The following is a 17340-nucleotide window of genomic DNA, read 5'->3' as shown; positions in this document are numbered from 1 at the left end:
AAGAAGAGTTATTCAGCAATTTCACTTATGAAAAAGAGGGTAATTCTGCATGAAAGCAGAAGTTAGAGAGTCTGGCAGTTTTAAAGGAGGAATTAGATGAAGCCGCGTGCAACCTCACTGGGAATCATTATGAAGGAAAACAAAATCCTTCTGGAAAAACAAAACAAAAAGCACTCAAAAGGAAACGGGATCTTCTACCGTCCGCTTGGAGGAACGATTGAGCTCGGTGAAAGATCGCGCGATACATTGGTGCGTGAATTTAAAGAAGAAATTGATGCTGATATAGAGGTTAAGTCTTATCTCGCTTGCCTTGAAAACATTTACCAGGTGGACGGCCAGGTCGGTCATGAAATCACACAGCTTTATTCAGCTGGATTTACAGAAAAACAATTATACGAGGTCGAGCAATTTAAAGTAACCGAGCCCGGTAAGAAGTCTGTGGCTCTTTGGGTTCCGCTTGAAACGCTCTGGAACGAGGAATTTATTCTGTATCCAGAGGGTGTAAAAGAAGAAGTGAGGAAGATTGTTGGAGCATGTGAGGAAGGGGAGAGGCGTTAAATGGATTCTACTTTTGAAATCGGCAAAACAGTATTTAATTACCGTGTCGCCGGCGTGTTAATTAAAAACAATCATATCCTGCTTCATCGACAGGGAAATGATACGTATTGGGCACTGCCGGGAGGGCGTGTTCAAGTAAAGGAGGACTCTAAGACGGCAGTCGAAAGAGAAATGGAAGAAGAGCTCGGAGTCGAGGTAAAGGCAGAACGGCTTCTCTGGATGACGGAGAATTTCTTTCAATATCGGGAGCAGGATTTTCATGAAATTGGGCTGTATTATGCTCTTTCGTCTTCTCAACTTTTAGTGAAAGAAGAAGAGTTTTTCGGGGAAGAAGGCGAGCGCCTTGTTTATAGATGGGTCCCTTTAAACGAGTTACATGAGATGAACGTTAAGCCATCTTTTTTAAAGGATAAATTAATAGATCTTCCGGCTTCAACTAAACATCTGATCATTAATGATTACAAATAACGATGAGCAGGATCAAAAGCGGCTTCAAACTCCCTTAATCAGTAAGGGGGGAGATCCTTCTTACTAAAATATTGTCCTGTAAATGAACTGTCACACAATGATCACGTAATCTCCCTGATTAACAAGGAAATGAATTTCCATTTAGAGAATGGATAGGAAAGGGGGAGGTTGGAATGAATAAGTCACTGAGGTGGGAGGGATGGCGATTCCCTGCATTACTTTTATCAGGAATGGGACTGTCGACAGTCGGGGACTTTGTTTACCTCGTTGCGATTAATCTGCTTGTGCTTGAGATGACAGGGTCTGCAGCGGCGGTTGCCGGACTTTGGATTGTCAGACCGGCAGCCGCTATTTTTACGAGGCTTTGGGCAGGGAGCATCATTGACCGTGCAAATAAGCGGAAATTAATGATTTGGACAGATGTGATTTGCGGTGCGCTTGTGGCACTTATTCCGTTTATGCCCTCAGTGTGGGGCATCTATCTTTTATTGTGGTTTATTTCAATGGCAAAATCCTTCTTTGCTCCCGCTTCTTTAACCTACATAACGATGCTTGTTCCTGAGAAAAAAAGAAAACGTTTTAATTCGTTTTACTCGCTGACAACCTCAGGAGCCTTTATTATTGGTCCCGCAATTGCCGGCATGTTATTTATTATGAGCTCATTACATATGGCTATTTGGATTAATGCAGTCACCTTTTTCCTCTCGGCTTTCATTTTACTGTTCCTTCCGAATGTTGACGGTGAAAAAACAGCAGGCATCAACCCTTTGTCTTTTCAGGCGATTAAGGAGGATTTTCAGGCTGTTTTCCATTTCGCCAGAGGACAGGCTTTATTCCTGGGCGTGCTTGGTATTAACTTAGTCATCATGCTGGGTACATTTGCGATGGATGCACAGGAGGTCGTGTTTGCCAGACAGGTCGTGAATTTGAGTGAGTTCCAATACAGCTTATTAATCAGTATTACTGGTGTTGGAGCTGTATTAGGAGCAGCTGCAGTTGCAGTCTTTGCAAACCGTTTATCTGTCAAATTTTTATTTGGCGGAGGTTTTTTAATGGTTTCCACCGGTTATTTGATTTACGCCTTCAGTGACTCCTTTGAAATGATCGCAGCCGGCTTTGTTCTTCTCGGCTTTTTTAATGCCTTTTCAAATACCGGCTATACAACCTGGTATCAGCACAAGGTCCCAATTGAGATAATGGGGCGGGTGACGAGTTTGTATGGGGTAGTGTTAAGCTTCTTTCAAATTGTTTTTGTACTTGGAATGGGTGTCGTCGCGGATATCTTTTCACTCCGGTTAACCATTATTGCACTGGCATTCCTGTGTTTAGTTTCTACGCTTGTGTTAATCGGGATGATGCTTCACCCTGAGAAGAAAAAAGTGTTTGAAGGGATGAAGGAAGCGGGGTAAATCGTTTTAAATTAAAAAGGGAGGGAGACAAATGTGTCACTCCCTCCTAAACCCGGTTCCCTGCGCTTCAGGGGACGCTTTCCGCGGGGCCCTTCGCTAACTTGCTTCGCAAGTGGATCTCAAGCTCCCGCTCTATCCCGCTGGAGTCGCCCCCTTCCGCTCCGTTCACCTCACGTTTATAAACTTATCGTTACGTCCCGGCCTGCTTTTACGATTCTTTTTCCAATGCGTCATCCCCCAGATTACAGTGATCAGCAGGGAAACAACTGCAGCAGTCAGGCTGCTTCTGAAATAAGGCGGGTAATAAACAAATTCAACTGTATTTTCACCTTCATCAATTTCAGTGCCTAAAAAGGCAAAATTGGTTTCCAGGATGTCTCTTTTTTCTCCGTTTACCTTCACCTGCCAACCTAACTCATAAGGAATCGGAATGGTCAGATGCGAATCATTATCCCTATTATCAAATTGCAGCTTGATTTTATTACCGGAAAGCTCTGCCTCGTCGGGATGTGTATCTGTCTGGACAGCCTCGTCCAGTGCAGCATAATCTTCACCGAACAGCTTCAGGTTCTCAAGCGTATAGCTTCCTTCCCTGACACGAAGCGAAACCGTTTCAGCACTTGCTACCCTGACGGTGATGTCGTTGATCGCTGTTCTGTAGAGGGATCTGTGTGATTTGCGGAGCGTTTCAAATTCATTCACCGCAATTTTCAGCATAGGTGCCTGACGGTCGTTATTCTCAAGGAAGAAGGATAAATAAAGGTCTTCCCAGTCCGCTGCTGCCTCATTAATTCTAAAATCAAGACCGCCTCTATCACCGGTAACGGTTAGCTGCCCGTCCTCGTAGGTCGCATCAACAGGGACAATTTCGGCGTTTTCTAAAAGGTCTTCCTGCGATTCAATCTCAGAAGGCTCCTGCTCCAGATCCTTTACCACAATTCCTGACAGCATCGCGCTTTCCCTTGAAGGAATATCCACCTGTTTAACATCATCCTCATTATAAAGCTCGCTTGAAGTTTTTATAAATGGAAGAACATTGGTGTTTTCATAAATAACATAGTTTTCACTTTGGAGAATCTCTTCAAAGCCATACGGAATGATTTCTTCCTCCCATGCTTTTGCGTGCATCAGGTATTTTCCCCGCAGGAGACTGTATAAATTAGCCCGGTCCCCAAAACCTGAATACCGGCTGACACTCTCATGCTCCATATCGATTTCTAAATCCTCGTAGTAAAAGAAGAGAACATTTTTATTTTGAATACTGGAATAAGCGCTGGTCCCATAAAACCCTTGAACGATTGGGATATTGTTCCGAAGATCCTCCCCGCGCCAGTCAAGTCTTGGCATGACAGAGTTATCAATTTCCTGGAGCTCTGCAATAAGTTCCTTTTGCTCAGGGTGCATGTAGTCTTCACTGAGAAGATACTCCTTATTAACCCGCTCTACACTGCCAAAAGAGTGTTGCTGATGGTTGTTCATGACAACGATGTTTCCAATAATAATGACAGCGATGAGCGTGTAGCCGTAAGCAGGTTTTTTAAACCAGCCGTATAGAAGAAAAGCTACAAGTACAATTGCTGCCTGTATAAGAATTACAATTGCTTTATCCGTATCAGCTGTATAGGTCTGATCGAAATAATAGTAGAAAAGGTAAGCTCCGATAGCAAATCCGCCCGCTATAACCAGCTGTAATTTTCTTGCCTTTGCAAGCAGCTGAAGACCAACCGCTGTCATTCCGCCGATTGAAAAGTACGCGAGGTACTCAAAGCGGTTTCTAGGGGCTGAAAAACCGTTAAACATACTGCCTGCATAAGGGACAAAGTGCAGTATCGACAGCAGCAGACTGAGGGAGGCAAACAATAAAAACAGTCTGTTCCGGTAAAACGACCACATCCAGACGAATAAAAGAAAAATTGCCGGAAGAAGAAGGGTCAGGCTGCTAAATAACACATTATCAAAGGGATCCAGTAAAGGGATGTCATTTTCAAATGGGGGACGGTGATTGTTCAAGTAACCGTAAACCGCAGGAATAAAGCCGACAGAACCTATGCCGAATCCTAAAAGACCGCCAAAACCGAGCTGTTTAATCTGTGACCGCAGCGAAGCTTCATTTTTTTCTAAATGAATAAACCAGCGGAACACAATGTAGATCGCAATAAAAATCAGATTAATATAGGCAAAATAAAAATTAGTAAATACCGTTAAAGCAACCGCGGCAATAAACCATACAGGCTGCTTTTCCCGAATGATCTTTTCTACACCGAGAACTAAAAGCGGCACCCAGAAAAACGCATCTGCAAAAAACTCCCAGTACACAACATGTCTGAAATAAATCGCATTAATAGCGTAAAGAGAAGCGCCCGCAAAAGCGGGTATCAATCGAATTTTCATGTATCTGAAAACAAGTGTCGTAAGAATAATAATACCCGTAACCCGGATGACACTCAGCCATACATTTGCCTGCGCCCAGAATAAAACATCCGGCTTGTCAATGATGCTGGTGACTTCCAGCAGGTAAACGGCTGCCACCGTTACTATGTAAATTAAATTTGTCGAGTAATAATAGCCAAGCTGACTATAGATGCCTGCTCCCATCCCAAAAGAAAAGGAATAGAAAAAACTGCCGCTTGTATATTCGTTGTAGAACATCTCTTTAAAGGGGGCGATCTGGTTTAAGCCGTCATTAGGGCCAAGCATATAGCTGTCATTCCACCACTCTCTCAAAAAGAAAAAGTGGGAAAAGAAAGCGGCGGCAAAAGCCGCCAGTACAAGTAAAAGAATGTTACGTTTATTTATCATAAAGGCTCACCATTTGTTTTAAGAATTTTCCCTGTCACGATAAAGGTTACGGGGATTGTAAAGATCACGGCAAAAAGAGGAGCGATAGAGCTGTTAAAGTTCAGCCACTCCACAAAAGCGAATACAAAAGCTGACGATACACCTACATTGACAAGCTGGGTGATGGGGAATTGTAAAAACTTTGCCCATGTCGGCTTGACTCTATAGGTGAAATACGAATTTAAAAAGAACGAGATGACAAGGCTGACCATAAACCCTATCAAATGTGAAGCCATATAATGCAGGGATAATAATTGATGGAAAAATAAAAAGACCGCGTAGTAATTGAGGGTGTTGATCCCTCCTACTACGACAAATCGGGTGAATTCTGTATTAAAACGCTTCATTCTGAACCTCTCTTAGTAACATTGGTTTCCTGAACAAGATAGAGGGGTCTTTGCTTTGCCTCATAATAAATACGTCCGATATATTCTCCGATTATACCCAGACTGAATAAATGAAGACCGCCTAAAAACAGAACAGCTGAAATGGTCGTGAAATATCCCGGGACACTGACTCCCTCACGGAACACCTGCACAAACATCGCCATGATATAGATAAGGGAAATAAACAAGATAAACAGCCCCATATATAAACAAACTCTGAGAGGCTTAAGATTAAATGAAATCATTCCATCAATGCCGTAATTGACAAGATTTGAAAACGACCACTTGGATTCTCCGTTTTCACGCTGGACGTTCTCATAATGAATGATTTTCTGCTCGTATCCTATCCAAGAAAATAACCCTTTTGAAAAGCGGTTTCCTTCTTTTAGCATTAGCATCGCATTAATTGCCCGCCTGCTAAGTAAACGGAAATCACCGACTCCGTTTTTCATATCCACATCGGTCAGTTTATTTATAACGAAGTAATAAAAATTTGAAAGCGCAGTACGGAGCTTTGAATCTCCTTTACGATTGCGCTTGGCAATGACCTGATCGTATCCTTCCTCAAATCCTTTTAGCAGATCAGGAATTAAAGAGACAGGATGCTGCAAGTCGGCATCCATAATAATGACCGCATCTCCCTTAACATGCTCAAGCCCTGCGATAAGAGCGGCTTCTTTTCCAAAGTTTCTCGTAAAGGAAACATAGTTCACTTTATCACATTTGCTGGCCATATCTTGCAGGACAGTCAGAGTATTATCACTGCTCCCGTCATCAACAAAGACAATTTCAAATTGATAAGATAAATCTTCAAACGTCTTTTTTAATTCCTTATGAACCAAGGGTACATTTTCTGCTTCATTATATGCGGGAATAATAAAGGAAATGGTTGGCTGCAAATTGTTCATCGCTGCTCCTCCAAATAACTGATTAACGATAAAAATTAATCTAGTAATCTATTTTCTAATAATGCTCTTATTATTCCCTGTATAGCGGGCTATAAACTAAATATTTCCTCCTATGAAATGATAATTTTTAAGTATGTGAGAGGATTTTCCTTATATGGATAAAGGGTGAAACGAGAACTGTGTTACTCTTAAGGCAGGCAGAAAATGGAGGAAGGGGGAAAGATAATGCTGTTGATCATTGCTGTTTTTGTGGCAGGCTGGGTAATGGTTAAGTATATGTATGTCATGCATAAAAAGTATTTTATCCCGTATCTTATTTTTCAGCTGGGTGTGACTCTTTTGCTGGTCAGAGTATGGATGATCAGAGGGATTGAAGGAAGTACCTGGGGATTTAATGGACTTGTCATGATGGCTGTCGGTTTGATTTCTGCGCTGATCATTTTCTTATACAGAAGAATTTTAACAATGAATAATGTACATAAAGACGAATAGGGCAGACGATCGCTAGTATTTTAATTTAGAAGGAGATGGCGGAATGAAGAAACTCATTAAAAACGGTACCGTGCTTACATTGGACAGGAAGCTCGGAAGCTATGACGAGGCTGATATTTTAATAGAAGGTTCAACAATTTTAGCAATAAATCCTTCTATAGAGGCAGAGGATTGTGAAGTGATTGATGCAGCAGGAATGATCGTAATGCCGGGGCTGATTGATTCTCATAGACATACATGGGAGTCGATTATTCGGAATATAGGAGCGGATTGGTCGCTGCAAACGTACTTAAGTCAAATCTATTACGGAGGGCTTGGAGCCATGCGCCGTCCGCAGGATGATTATATCGCAAATTTTGCTGGTGCACTTGAGGCATTGGATGCCGGGGTCACAACGATTCTTGATTGGTCTATGATTATTTCCCCCGATCATACAGAAGAGATGATAAGAGGCTTGAAGGATGCCGGAATTCGCGGGGTCTTTGCTCATGGCTGTCCCGGTGACACAGAATACTGGAATGCTGAAAGTACAATCGATAACGCAGAGGACGCCAAAAAAGTGAAGGAGAGGCATTTTTCCTCACGCGATCAGCTTTTAACGATGGGACTTGCAATCAGGGGACCTGAATTCAGCTCGTGGGAAACGAGTGTGAAGGAAATCAAGCTTGCCCGGGAATTGGATGCTGTGTGCAGTATGCATTTAGGCTTTGGCACCTGGGGTTCGGCTGCACGCTCTATTGAACGATTAAACGGGGCAAATTTACTAGGGAGCGATTTGAATTTCGCTCATGCAAATGCAGTGAGTCCGGAGGAAATGAGAATGCTGGCTGAAAAAGGCGGCAGTATAACCGTTACTCCTGAGGTTGAGATGATGATGGGGCATGGCTACCCTGCAGTAGGGCTGGCGCTTGAAAACGGAGTGAAGCCTGCTCTCGGTGTAGATGTCGTTACTTCAACGGGCGGAGACATGTTTGCTCAAATGAAATTTGCACTTCAGGCAGAGCGGGCAAGAGTCAACCAACAGCTGCTTGATAAAGGCATCATGCCTGGTCCTGACCTTCATATCTCAGCTCAAATGATGCTGGAATTAGCCACCATTGAGGGTGCGAAAGCATTACTGCTTGAGGATAAAGTAGGCACGTTAACCCCCGGAAAACAGGCAGATCTCATTATGATCCGCACGTCTGATTTAAACATCTTTCCGGTAAACGGTCCTATTGGCACTGTAGTGCAATGTACAAATCCGGCCAATGTGGATTCCGTTTATGTAGCGGGAAATGCTGTGAAAAAAGACGGAAAGCTGGTTAATGTTGACCTTGAGAACCTTAAGCAGCAGGCATATGAATCACGGGATCACCTCTTTAAGGAATATCGTCAGAAGGTTTCTCAATGAAAAACTAACGTACAATATCCCTGTTTCTCGTTTGCCATTATTTTAGGAGGGAAATCGGAAAGAAGGTAAGGCTACAGGGGGGAATTATATGTTTTTTAACGACTGGGAAACGATCTGGAGAACCTTATCAGTGGGTGTTTTAGCCTACATAGGGCTGGTCGCAATCCTTAGAATCTCAGGGAAACGAACGCTGACTCAATTAAATGCGTTTGATTTAGTGGTAACAGTAGCTCTTGGTTCAGTTCTTGCTACTATTCTTTTAGATGAAAATATTGCACTGGCAGAAGGAATGACTGCTTTTTTCGTGTTAATTGTCATGCAGTATATCATCACATGGCTTTCAGTACGATCAAAAGCTGTAAGTAAAATTATTAGATCCAGTCCCAAATTGCTCTATTATAATGAAGAATTTTTGAGGGGTGAAATGAAGAAAGCACGGATCATGGAAAAAGAAATGCTTCAGGCAGCAAGGTCAAGCGGTGTTGATTCGATGGAAAAGGTGCGGGCAGTCGTACTTGAAACCGACGGCAGCATCTCCGTTTTAACGAAGTCAGACGGAAGTGAAGAGCAGTCTACTGTTAGGAATTTTAAGGATTGATTTTATTTACTCCACTTTGTGATTGGAAAAGTGGAGTTTTTTGTACTTAAGTAAACAAAGGATTCAGCACATGCTTTACTAATAACGCTTATAAATTTCCAGAAAGCGCTCATAAATAAAAAATGGCACTCATTAAAAAATGAACCCAGCTCACAAACGAAAAATATCGCTTAATTATCATTAACTCCCGCTCGCAAACAGAAGAATACCTCTCGTGACTGAAAAATTGGAGGACTATCATGAAAAAATGGATCAAATACATACTAATCGGGTTGTTAGTTATCCTTCTTGTGACTTTTGCAGGATTTTATATATGGACCCAGCAAACGCGTGACGCTACAGATGAGCTATACTCACTTGTAAATGAAAACGAATGGAGCAATGAAGATAACATCGTTACCTTCTTGCCGGAGGAGCCTAACGGAACCGGCATTGTTCTTTATCCGGGAGGCAAGGTAGAGCCTGAAGCGTATGCGTATTATGCAAAAGGTCTTGCAGAGGAAGGGTATCTTGTTGCGATCCCTGCAGTCCGGCTGAATTTAGCTATGCTCGATCAAAGCAGGGCAGAAGACGTTTTTGACAGTCATCCCTCAATTGAAAAATGGGTGATTGGCGGACATTCGCTTGGAGGTGTTGGGGCGGCATTATATGCTCAAAATAATCCGAAAAAAATAGAAGGCATTATTTTTCTTGCTTCTTATCCAGGCGGAGGAGCCGATTTTTCCGGAACAGACCTGCCCATGCTTTTGTTATATGGAGAAAATGACGGACTTTCAACGGTTGAGGATATAAAAGAATCAGAAGCGCTTCTGTCAGATGAAGCTTTGCTGCACGGAATCAAAGGCGGCAATCATGCTCAGTTTGGCATGTACGGGGAGCAGCCGGGAGATATGGCTGCTGCGGTTTCTGCAAAAGAGCAGCAGGCTGAGATGATGAGTGTGACATTAGAGTGGCTTACTACCTTCAAGTAAAAAACAAGCATTGTGAGTCAATCGGCTCACAATGCTTGTTTACTTAGTTTGTTTGTTTTTTTGAAGATGTTCCATTATTCTTTAAAAGTACTTTTAACCCTTGTCCCATATCAGAAGCAAGCACATAATTTCGATCAACGAATACACCCCATACATCTGCCTGGTCTGGTACGTATTGACCGATTTGAACCGGTTTGGCTGGGTTTGAAATATCTACTGTATAAACTCCTCCGGCATAGTGACTGAGGTAAAGCGTATTTCCTTGTACTTTTGGATCATGAACGGTGTTAGAGAATGTGTTTCCTGCTTCTACTTTGTCTGTGAGGTCGGTTTTAAATTCACTTAGAAGCTTTGGATTCTTTTTGTCTTTAATATCAAAGATACGCGTATAACCATAAGACTCCTCAAATCCTGCACGTTTTGGCTGATAGACTTCACGTGTTTCAATTAACACATTTCCGCCTTGCGCCAGTGCTGCGGAGTGCGCGGATCCCTGCTGGTCAGAAGCAAAATCTGTTCTTCCCAGGTATACAGGGTTCTCAGGGTCTTTAATATCAAAAATAATAGTGCCTAAATCCCACATCGAAACGTAAGCATATTGAGCGTTATTATCTGTCATTACACTATGGTTAAAGACCGCTCTTGATTTGCCGTGAGTGTCAGTCCAATTGTATCCATTGAATGAATTTGGAACCTCGGGTAGGATTCTGGGATCAAACTGCCAGATTGTTTCTGGATTTGCCGGGTCTGTAACATCAACGATTTGAAAGTCTTTTTGCTCTCCATGGCTGTAGTAATCAGCATATGGATTGGATGTAAAGACTAACGTTCGATCACCCTGTGATGCGAGGTAAAGCTCATGCGTACCACTGGTATTGGAATAGGTTTCCCAAAAACCAAGTTTCTTTGGCTCATAAGGATCTGTTACATCATAAAGAAGAAATCCTCCTGAAGTCTCAGGGGCTGTACGGTTGCGCTGCTGAACACTGACAACTGCAAGATCTCCTTTAAAGTGAGGGGTGTTAACGCTTTTTACAATGACTTTTTCCTGCCAAGTATTAGCTACATCATCATTTGCAAAGACAGAAATTTCTTTAGGGTTTGAGGGATCCTTTAAATCAAATACACGAACGCCTCCATTCGCTCCATTGGCTGTATGAGTACCCAGGTAAGCAAAGCCTTTATGTGCGTAAACATCAGCTGTGTTATTTTGCACACCGTTCAGTTTCTGAATCTGGACTGCTGCAGCTTCGTTTAAATTCGAAACATTTTTTGATCCGCTTAAGCTTGATGCACTTAAATTAACAAGGTCTTCATTAGAGAATACCTCTCTTTCTCCTTTCATTAGACCGCTTTCATCCAATGCATCATGGGCCAATGTTCCCGGTACAAAGCTTCCAAACACAAGAGCACTGGCAATGGCTGTTGTAGCTAATACTTTTTTGGCTTTCATGTAATCTAACCCCTCCAATATGTAATTAATAGTCTTACAAGAATATTATACCAATAATTAGAAAACTTAAAATAGTACAAATATAATGAATTATTTATGTGTTGTGTGTATCTTATGTAGTGTCTCTGTATGAAAAAAAGCCCCTCTTAGGAGAGGGGCATTATATTAACAGTTATTTATCCGTTACACTTGCTGTTAAATCGTGGTGCAATTCTGGTGCTGGTACTCCAGGTTTTGGCGCTTTTCCTTTTGGTTTAGGATCGGAAACGTATTCAAAGTCGCCTGTTCCATCCTGGGCAGTTCCTCTTGCCCACGGGCCTTCTTTAGATTCGGTTCCTTCAGAAAGATTAAATAGCTTGTAAGCTTCAGGCTGAGCTTCCATTTCTGCTTCTGGAGGGAAGGAGGCAGGTACAACAACGCCATTCTTTTCTTCAAGCTCAGAAATTGCCGCAAGCCATTGATACTGGTGGTAGCGGTCACGAGCTAGCATCTTGCGGAAGACAGTGCGGACACCTTCATCCTTCGTCATATGGTACAATCTTGAAACCTGCAGACGGCCTTGTGTTTCAGCGTGCAGATTTGAACGCATATCAGCAAGAAGATTTCCGCTGGCTACAATATAAGCACCGTTCCACGGAACACCGTTTGAATTTGTTGGCACGGCGCCAAGTCCGCTCATGATCAATTGCTGCGGATTAATTCCGCCCATGATGGCCGCAATAGCCGGATCTTCAGCAGCTTTTGCCTGGTCTTCAGGCGAAGCACCCTCAAGAAGCTGGCTGATGAGAGCACAAAGCATCTCAACATGACCGATTTCCTCGGTACCAATATCCATTAACAGATCTTTGTACTTTTCTTCGCCGCGACAGTTAAATCCTTGGAATAAATATTGCATCATAACGGTCATTTCACCAAACTGTCCACCTAAAACCTCTTGTACCTGACGAGCCAGCATTGGATCCGGACGATCGACCTTGACTTCATATTGCAGTTCTTTTTGATGACGAAACATGTACCTTCCTCCTCTGAATTTTTAAATTATATGAATCTACTGTTCTAAGTTCCCAGAAGGATAAGATTTAAACAATTTTTTATTTATAAAATAGGGAATAATGTAAATAAAAAAAGAAAAATTTACAAATAAGATAGGAACTATAAATTATAATTATTATTAAGAAATAAAAGGAGATATCTTATAAAGTCAATATTAAATGAATTCAATTCTCAACTATATAATTTAATTCTCATTTAAAGTTGAATAAAAGGTTATTATTTGATATATTTATCAGATGATAATAACTATAAATAATATTTTTAAATAAGGGTGTGATGCTATGAATTCAAGATATAAGCCGGCCATTCACTTTAACAATGTCAGCTTTTCCATTAATGGAGAAGAAATTTTGAAAAACATAACGGGTTCGTTTCCGGAGGGGAAAATAACCACTTTGGTGGGGCCTTCAGGAGCAGGGAAAACAACATTGCTAAAGCTTTGTAATCATTTGCTTTCGCCGGACTCCGGAGAGATTTATATAAAAGAAAAAACGATTACTGACTTTCAGCCGGTTGAGCTCCGCCGTCTCGTCGGGATGGCATTGCAAAGTGCACCGATGATTAGCGGTACCGTGATGGATAATTTGGCGCTGCCTTTAACGCTGCAGGAGAAAAAACCTGCAGAGGGGGAGGCAGGAGAATTATTGCGTGATGTGGGACTTAAAGAAGATTTCCTGAGTAAGAATGTAAAGGATTTGTCAGGCGGGCAAAAGCAAAAGGTTTCCATTGCAAGAACATTAGTTAATCGCCCTAAGATCCTCTTGCTTGATGAAATAACATCTTCACTTGACAGGACTTCACAAAGAGAAATTGAGGAGTTAATTGTAAAGATTAATCAAAAATATGGAACTACCATCATTTGGATTACGCATAATTTGCAGCAGGCTTTAACCATTGGGAATTACACCTGGGTCATGATGGACGGGGAAGTCATTGAAACAGGAGAGAGTGAGCTGCTTGAATCACCAGTAAATGAAAAAGTTAGACGGTTTGTGAAAGGGGAGGCAGAATGAGTTATTTGGCATTATCTCTTACCTTAATATTTGTTTTAATTCCGCTTATTTTGTCTAAAACCTTAAGGCTTGGATTGGAAAAGGATACAATTGTTGCAACGATCCGCTCCATAATTCAGCTGTTGGCGGTAGGATTCATTTTAAAATTCGTTTTTGATTCAGAAAGCTTATTTTATATTTTCTTGATGGTTACATTGATGATCTTGGTTGCAACCCATAATGCACAGAGAAAAGGAGCTTCTATAAAAGGAATCACCTGGAAGGTAGCTGTCACACTGATTACTGTGGAGGTCTTGACTCAGGGGATTTTAATTGGATTCAATATTACTCCGCCTACAGCACAATATATTATTTCCATCAGTGGAATGGTTATAGGAAACTCCATGGTTCTTGCTATTCTCTTTTTAAACCGTTTCACCTCTGAAGTAGATGATCATCAGGATGAAACAGAGCTGATCCTTTCTCTTGGCGGAACACCCAAACAGGCCATTCATCACCAGCTGATCCGGTCCATTAAAGCGAGCATGATTCCAACCATCGAAAGCCAAAAAACTGTTGGGCTCGTGCAGCTGCCGGGGATGATGAGCGGACAGATTATTGCCGGGGCTGATCCAATCCAGGCGGTTCAGTTTCAATTACTGATCATGTTCCTGCTGCTGACAACAGCGGCCGTGACAAGTGTTATGCTTGGTTTCTTATCCTACCCAACTTTATTTAATCAACGAATGCAGCTATTAAAAAACCGTTAAAAAACCGCTCTCCTATGATGAGGAGAGCGGTCATTTTTTTTATCGTTTTCCTCTTCCTTTTAAAATAACGCTTAAAATGAAGACGAAGATAAGTGAACCAATTAAAGCAGGAATAATCGCAATTCCGCCAATTACCGGTCCTAAATCGTTTAGTAATGCTCCGCCTATCCAGGCGCCAATGATACCTGCAATAATATTACCTATAATGCCAAATGGAATGTCTTTCCCGAGAATGACGCCAGCTAACCAGCCGATCAATCCTCCGACAATTAAAAATAAAATAAAGCCCATAATTGTAAAACTCCTTTCAACTCTTTCTTTTACTTTAGATACCCATGAATAATTAAAATATGTGTAACATATAAAAATTCTTTTATTTGTACTGTTTTGAATAATGAAATTTTTAGTGTGCAGGATTGTGTAAGCAGGGTAAACATCATGTAATAGCACAACGAAGAAAAGAGTATGATCTGTTTTTGAACCGTGAATACTACATTCAGGAGGTGGATACTGTGGCTCAAGATGTGCTTTGCGAAGTAAACAACTGTTCCTACTGGAAAAAAGGAAACAAATGCAGTGCAGATGCAATTTATGTAGTAAGTCATAAAGGGAAAAAAGCATCCAAGAGTGAGGAAACTGATTGCCAGACGTTTGAACCTCAAGCATAAATGTAAGCATTAATTTCAATGTAGAGAGCTTTCCGTATGTTGCGGGAAGCTTTTTTTTATATAATCTGGCGGAAACTAAACATAAGAAAGAATACTAAAGGGTTAAATTGCATGAAAGTTCAGGGTTTTGTTTGTTACTATAGAAGTAGACCAAATCAGGGGGCTTTTCGTATGAAAAACAAACTTTCGATTTTTCTCTTTTTAGCAGCAGCAGCAGTTCTTGGCGGATGCACGGAGCAGGAGACACCCGATAACCGGCTGGATGAATACATATCACTATGGAATGAACAGGATTTTTCAGCCATGTATAGTGACTACACAGCAGCTGAATCTAAAGATCTTTATACAGAAGAACAATCAGTGACACGAACCGAATTTTATTATGAAGAGATCGAAGTGAATAATCTGGAGGTGTCTATGCAGGACATTCCGGAGGATGCCGAGTGGAATGAAAGTGAGCCGGCGGAACTAACGGTAAATGTGTTTTTCGATACTCTTGCAGGACCGGTCCAGTTTGATAAAGAAGTTACTTTGTTATTTGAAGAGCAGGGAGAGGAAGAAAACTGGTTTGTTCAATGGGACCCATCCTTTATTCTTCCGGAGCTTGAACAGGACGATGTATTAAGATTTTCATCTACTCAGGGTGTTCGTGGAGAGATTTATGACCGAAATGGCAACCCTCTTGCAATTAATGGAACCGGCTATGAAGTAGGAGCCGTGCCGGGAGAACTGAATGACGAGGATAAAGAAGCATTGGCTGAAGGGCTTTCGATGTCTGTTGAGACAATCGATGAGCGTTTTTCCCAAGGCTGGGTGGAGGATGATTTGCTTGTTCCGCTCAAGCAATTTTCATCTGCGCAGCGGGAAGAGGTTGTAGAAATAACCGAGCAGGAAGGGGTGTATTCTCAATCTGCTGAAATGCGTGAATATCCTTTCGGGGAAGCAATTTCCCATTTAACCGGCTATGTTGGAGCCATTTCAGCGGAACAGCTGGAGGAAAATGAAGGAGAGGGCTATACAGCAAGCGATGTTATCGGCAAGCGCGGTCTGGAGCAGCTTCTTGAGGAACGTCTTCGGTCGATAGCTGGGAACCGGATTTATATCGAAAAGGCTGGAGATGAGGGGGAAACTGTTACCGTTGCTGAGCAGGAGGCGCACGATGGGGAAGACATTACTCTGACGATTGATGCTGAGCTTCAAAAAACCACATTTGAAGCGATGAAGGGAGAACCGGGAACGGCTGCAGCTGTGGATCCTGAAACAGGTGAAACACTTGTATTAGCAAGTTCACCAGGCTTTGATCCGGGTGAGTTTTCACTCGGGGTGAGCAGCGAGCGCTATACAGAGCTTGAGGAAGACCCAAATCAGCCTCTGCAAAATCGCTTTTCAACCATCTATGCTCCCGGTTCTACACAAAAAACATTAACAGCAGCCATCGGGCTCGAAGCCGGAACACTTGATCCGAATGAAGGATTTACGATCAACGGTCTCACCTGGCAAAAGGACAATTGGGGAGACTTTCGTGTGACCCGTGTTCATGAAGCGCAGAACCCAATTGATCTGAACAAAGGGCTTGTGTTCTCTGATAATATTTACTTTGCCCAGGTGGCTCTTGGGATGGGCGCTGAAACCTTGATCAATGGGCTTGAAGAGCTTGGCTATGAAGAAGAATTGCCATTTGCCTACCCATTTAACCGTCCATCGCAAATTTCAAACGATGGATCCATTGGTTCAGAAGGGCAGCTTGTAGATACTTCCTATGGCCAGGGTGAAATGCTGACAAATATCTTACACCTTGCTTCAATGTATGAAATCGTCGTCAATGACGGGGTTATGATGAAGCCTTTGTTATTTGAAGAAGAGGAGCCTGAAGTGTGGAAAGAGGGGCTTCTTTCTTCTGAAAATGCTGAAATTTTGCGGAAGGATTTGCGTGAGGTTGTGACGGTTGGGTTCGCTAGTCCTGCAGATATACCTGAAGCTACTATCGCAGGAAAAACAGGAACTGCTGAGCTTAAACAGGCCGGCGAGGAAACAGGAAGAGAAAATGGCTTCTTTGTCGCGTATGATGAGGACAACCCGGAATTCATCATTGCCATGATGGTGGAGGAAGTCCAGGATAAAGGCGGCAGCACTTACGTTTCAGAGCTTACGGCTGACGTGTTTAAAAATCGATAAAAGTAAGGGGAGGGCAGCTCATATTGGGCTGTTCTTTTTTATGGTTACAAGATAAATTTATAAATTATAAAATGAAAATTGCGCTCATAAATCATGACACCCCGCTCACAAATTTGCATTGTGCTTACAAGTAATTAAAACCTGCTCATAACCTTGGTCAACTGAAGAAACGAACGTACATGATCAGACCGTTTTCAATAAAAATATA

The 17340-nt window shown here is 42.1% G+C and carries 17 protein-coding genes; 11 read left to right on the top strand and 6 right to left on the bottom strand.

The window, feature by feature from the left end; all coding sequences use genetic code 11:
* Positions 1–96: 96 nt before the first annotated feature.
* The 3 genes from C4B60_RS09280 (at position 97) to C4B60_RS09270 (ending at position 2435) form a co-directional block, all read left to right on the top strand.
* Positions 97–558 (top strand): NUDIX hydrolase, encoded by a 462-nt coding sequence (locus tag C4B60_RS09280; RefSeq protein WP_104057715.1) that lies wholly within the window; start codon positions 97–99, stop codon positions 556–558.
* Positions 559–1026: an NUDIX hydrolase gene (locus C4B60_RS09275; protein ID WP_104057714.1), complete on the top strand. Its 468-nt coding sequence runs from the start codon at positions 559–561 to the stop codon at positions 1024–1026.
* Positions 1027–1199: 173 nt separating this feature from the next.
* Complete coding sequence (locus C4B60_RS09270; protein WP_104057713.1) at positions 1200–2435, top strand: MFS transporter; 1236 nt, start codon at positions 1200–1202, stop codon at positions 2433–2435.
* A gap of 165 nt (positions 2436–2600) precedes the next feature.
* On the opposite strand, the gene C4B60_RS09265 is transcribed toward C4B60_RS09270, so the two are convergent.
* Genes C4B60_RS09265 through C4B60_RS09255 form a run of 3 tightly spaced genes read right to left on the bottom strand, consistent with a single transcriptional unit; the run spans position 2601 to position 6567 of the window.
* The gene (locus C4B60_RS09265; protein ID WP_104057712.1) at positions 2601–5234 is read right to left on the bottom strand and encodes a YfhO family protein; all 2634 of its coding nucleotides are present in this window, start codon (positions 5232–5234) and stop codon (positions 2601–2603) included.
* Complete coding sequence (locus C4B60_RS09260; protein WP_104057711.1) at positions 5231–5620, bottom strand: GtrA family protein; 390 nt, start codon at positions 5618–5620, stop codon at positions 5231–5233. Before C4B60_RS09260 ends, C4B60_RS09265 begins: the two co-directional genes overlap by 4 nt.
* Positions 5617–6567, bottom strand: coding sequence for a glycosyltransferase family 2 protein (locus C4B60_RS09255; RefSeq protein ID WP_104057710.1), 951 nt, complete (start codon positions 6565–6567; stop codon positions 5617–5619). Before C4B60_RS09255 ends, C4B60_RS09260 begins: the two co-directional genes overlap by 4 nt.
* 225 nt (positions 6568–6792) lie before the next feature.
* Here C4B60_RS09255 and C4B60_RS09250 point away from each other — a divergent pair, with 225 nt between their 5' ends.
* From C4B60_RS09250 to C4B60_RS09235, 4 genes are all read left to right on the top strand, one after another.
* A complete protein-coding gene (locus tag C4B60_RS09250; protein ID WP_104057709.1) occupies positions 6793–7059 on the top strand; it encodes a hypothetical protein in 267 nt (88 codons plus the stop codon).
* 43 nt (positions 7060–7102) lie between these two features.
* Entirely contained in the window at positions 7103–8452 is a 1350-nt protein-coding gene (locus C4B60_RS09245) for an amidohydrolase family protein (protein WP_104057708.1), read from the top strand.
* 88 nt (positions 8453–8540) lie between these two features.
* A complete protein-coding gene (locus C4B60_RS09240) occupies positions 8541–9050 on the top strand; it encodes a DUF421 domain-containing protein (protein ID WP_104057707.1) in 510 nt (169 codons plus the stop codon).
* A 239-nt stretch (positions 9051–9289) separates the two neighbouring features.
* Positions 9290–10021 (top strand): alpha/beta hydrolase, encoded by a 732-nt coding sequence (locus C4B60_RS09235; protein WP_104057706.1) that lies wholly within the window; start codon positions 9290–9292, stop codon positions 10019–10021.
* Positions 10022–10064: 43 nt separating this feature from the next.
* Here C4B60_RS09235 and C4B60_RS09230 read toward each other — a convergent pair whose 3' ends face one another.
* Both C4B60_RS09230 and C4B60_RS09225 read right to left on the bottom strand, forming a co-directional pair.
* Positions 10065–11474, bottom strand: coding sequence for an LVIVD repeat-containing protein (locus C4B60_RS09230; RefSeq protein ID WP_104057705.1), 1410 nt, complete (start codon positions 11472–11474; stop codon positions 10065–10067).
* 172 nt (positions 11475–11646) lie between these two features.
* On the bottom strand, positions 11647–12486 hold the full coding sequence (locus C4B60_RS09225) for a manganese catalase (protein WP_104057704.1): 840 nt from the start codon (positions 12484–12486) through the stop codon (positions 11647–11649).
* Between the two features lie 322 nt (positions 12487–12808).
* Between C4B60_RS09225 and C4B60_RS09220 the strand changes: the two genes are divergently transcribed.
* Together C4B60_RS09220 and C4B60_RS09215 are read left to right on the top strand one after the other, a co-directional pair.
* A complete protein-coding gene (locus tag C4B60_RS09220; protein ID WP_104057703.1) occupies positions 12809–13540 on the top strand; it encodes an ABC transporter ATP-binding protein in 732 nt (243 codons plus the stop codon).
* On the top strand, positions 13537–14289 hold the full coding sequence (locus C4B60_RS09215; protein WP_104057702.1) for an ABC transporter permease: 753 nt from the start codon (positions 13537–13539) through the stop codon (positions 14287–14289). The genes C4B60_RS09220 and C4B60_RS09215 overlap by 4 nt, the downstream gene beginning before the upstream one ends.
* A 39-nt stretch (positions 14290–14328) precedes the next feature.
* Here the strand turns inward: C4B60_RS09215 and C4B60_RS09210 are convergent, their stop codons facing one another.
* The gene (locus tag C4B60_RS09210; RefSeq protein WP_104057701.1) at positions 14329–14580 is read right to left on the bottom strand and encodes a GlsB/YeaQ/YmgE family stress response membrane protein; all 252 of its coding nucleotides are present in this window, start codon (positions 14578–14580) and stop codon (positions 14329–14331) included.
* A 221-nt stretch (positions 14581–14801) separates the two neighbouring features.
* On the opposite strand from C4B60_RS09210, the gene C4B60_RS09205 reads away from it, so the two are divergent.
* A complete protein-coding gene (locus C4B60_RS09205; RefSeq protein ID WP_104057700.1) occupies positions 14802–14957 on the top strand; it encodes a DUF1540 domain-containing protein in 156 nt (51 codons plus the stop codon).
* A gap of 171 nt (positions 14958–15128) precedes the next feature.
* Complete coding sequence (locus C4B60_RS09200) at positions 15129–17132, top strand: penicillin-binding transpeptidase domain-containing protein (RefSeq protein WP_104057699.1); 2004 nt, start codon at positions 15129–15131, stop codon at positions 17130–17132.
* Positions 17133–17340 lie beyond the last annotated feature (208 nt).

The sequence above is a fragment of the Jeotgalibacillus proteolyticus genome (assembly GCF_002926065.1).
GTDB classification, from domain to species: Bacteria; Bacillota; Bacilli; order Bacillales; family Jeotgalibacillaceae; genus Jeotgalibacillus; species Jeotgalibacillus proteolyticus.
Note: the sequence above shows the minus strand (reverse complement) of the source record. Positions and strands in the feature narration are given on the sequence as shown.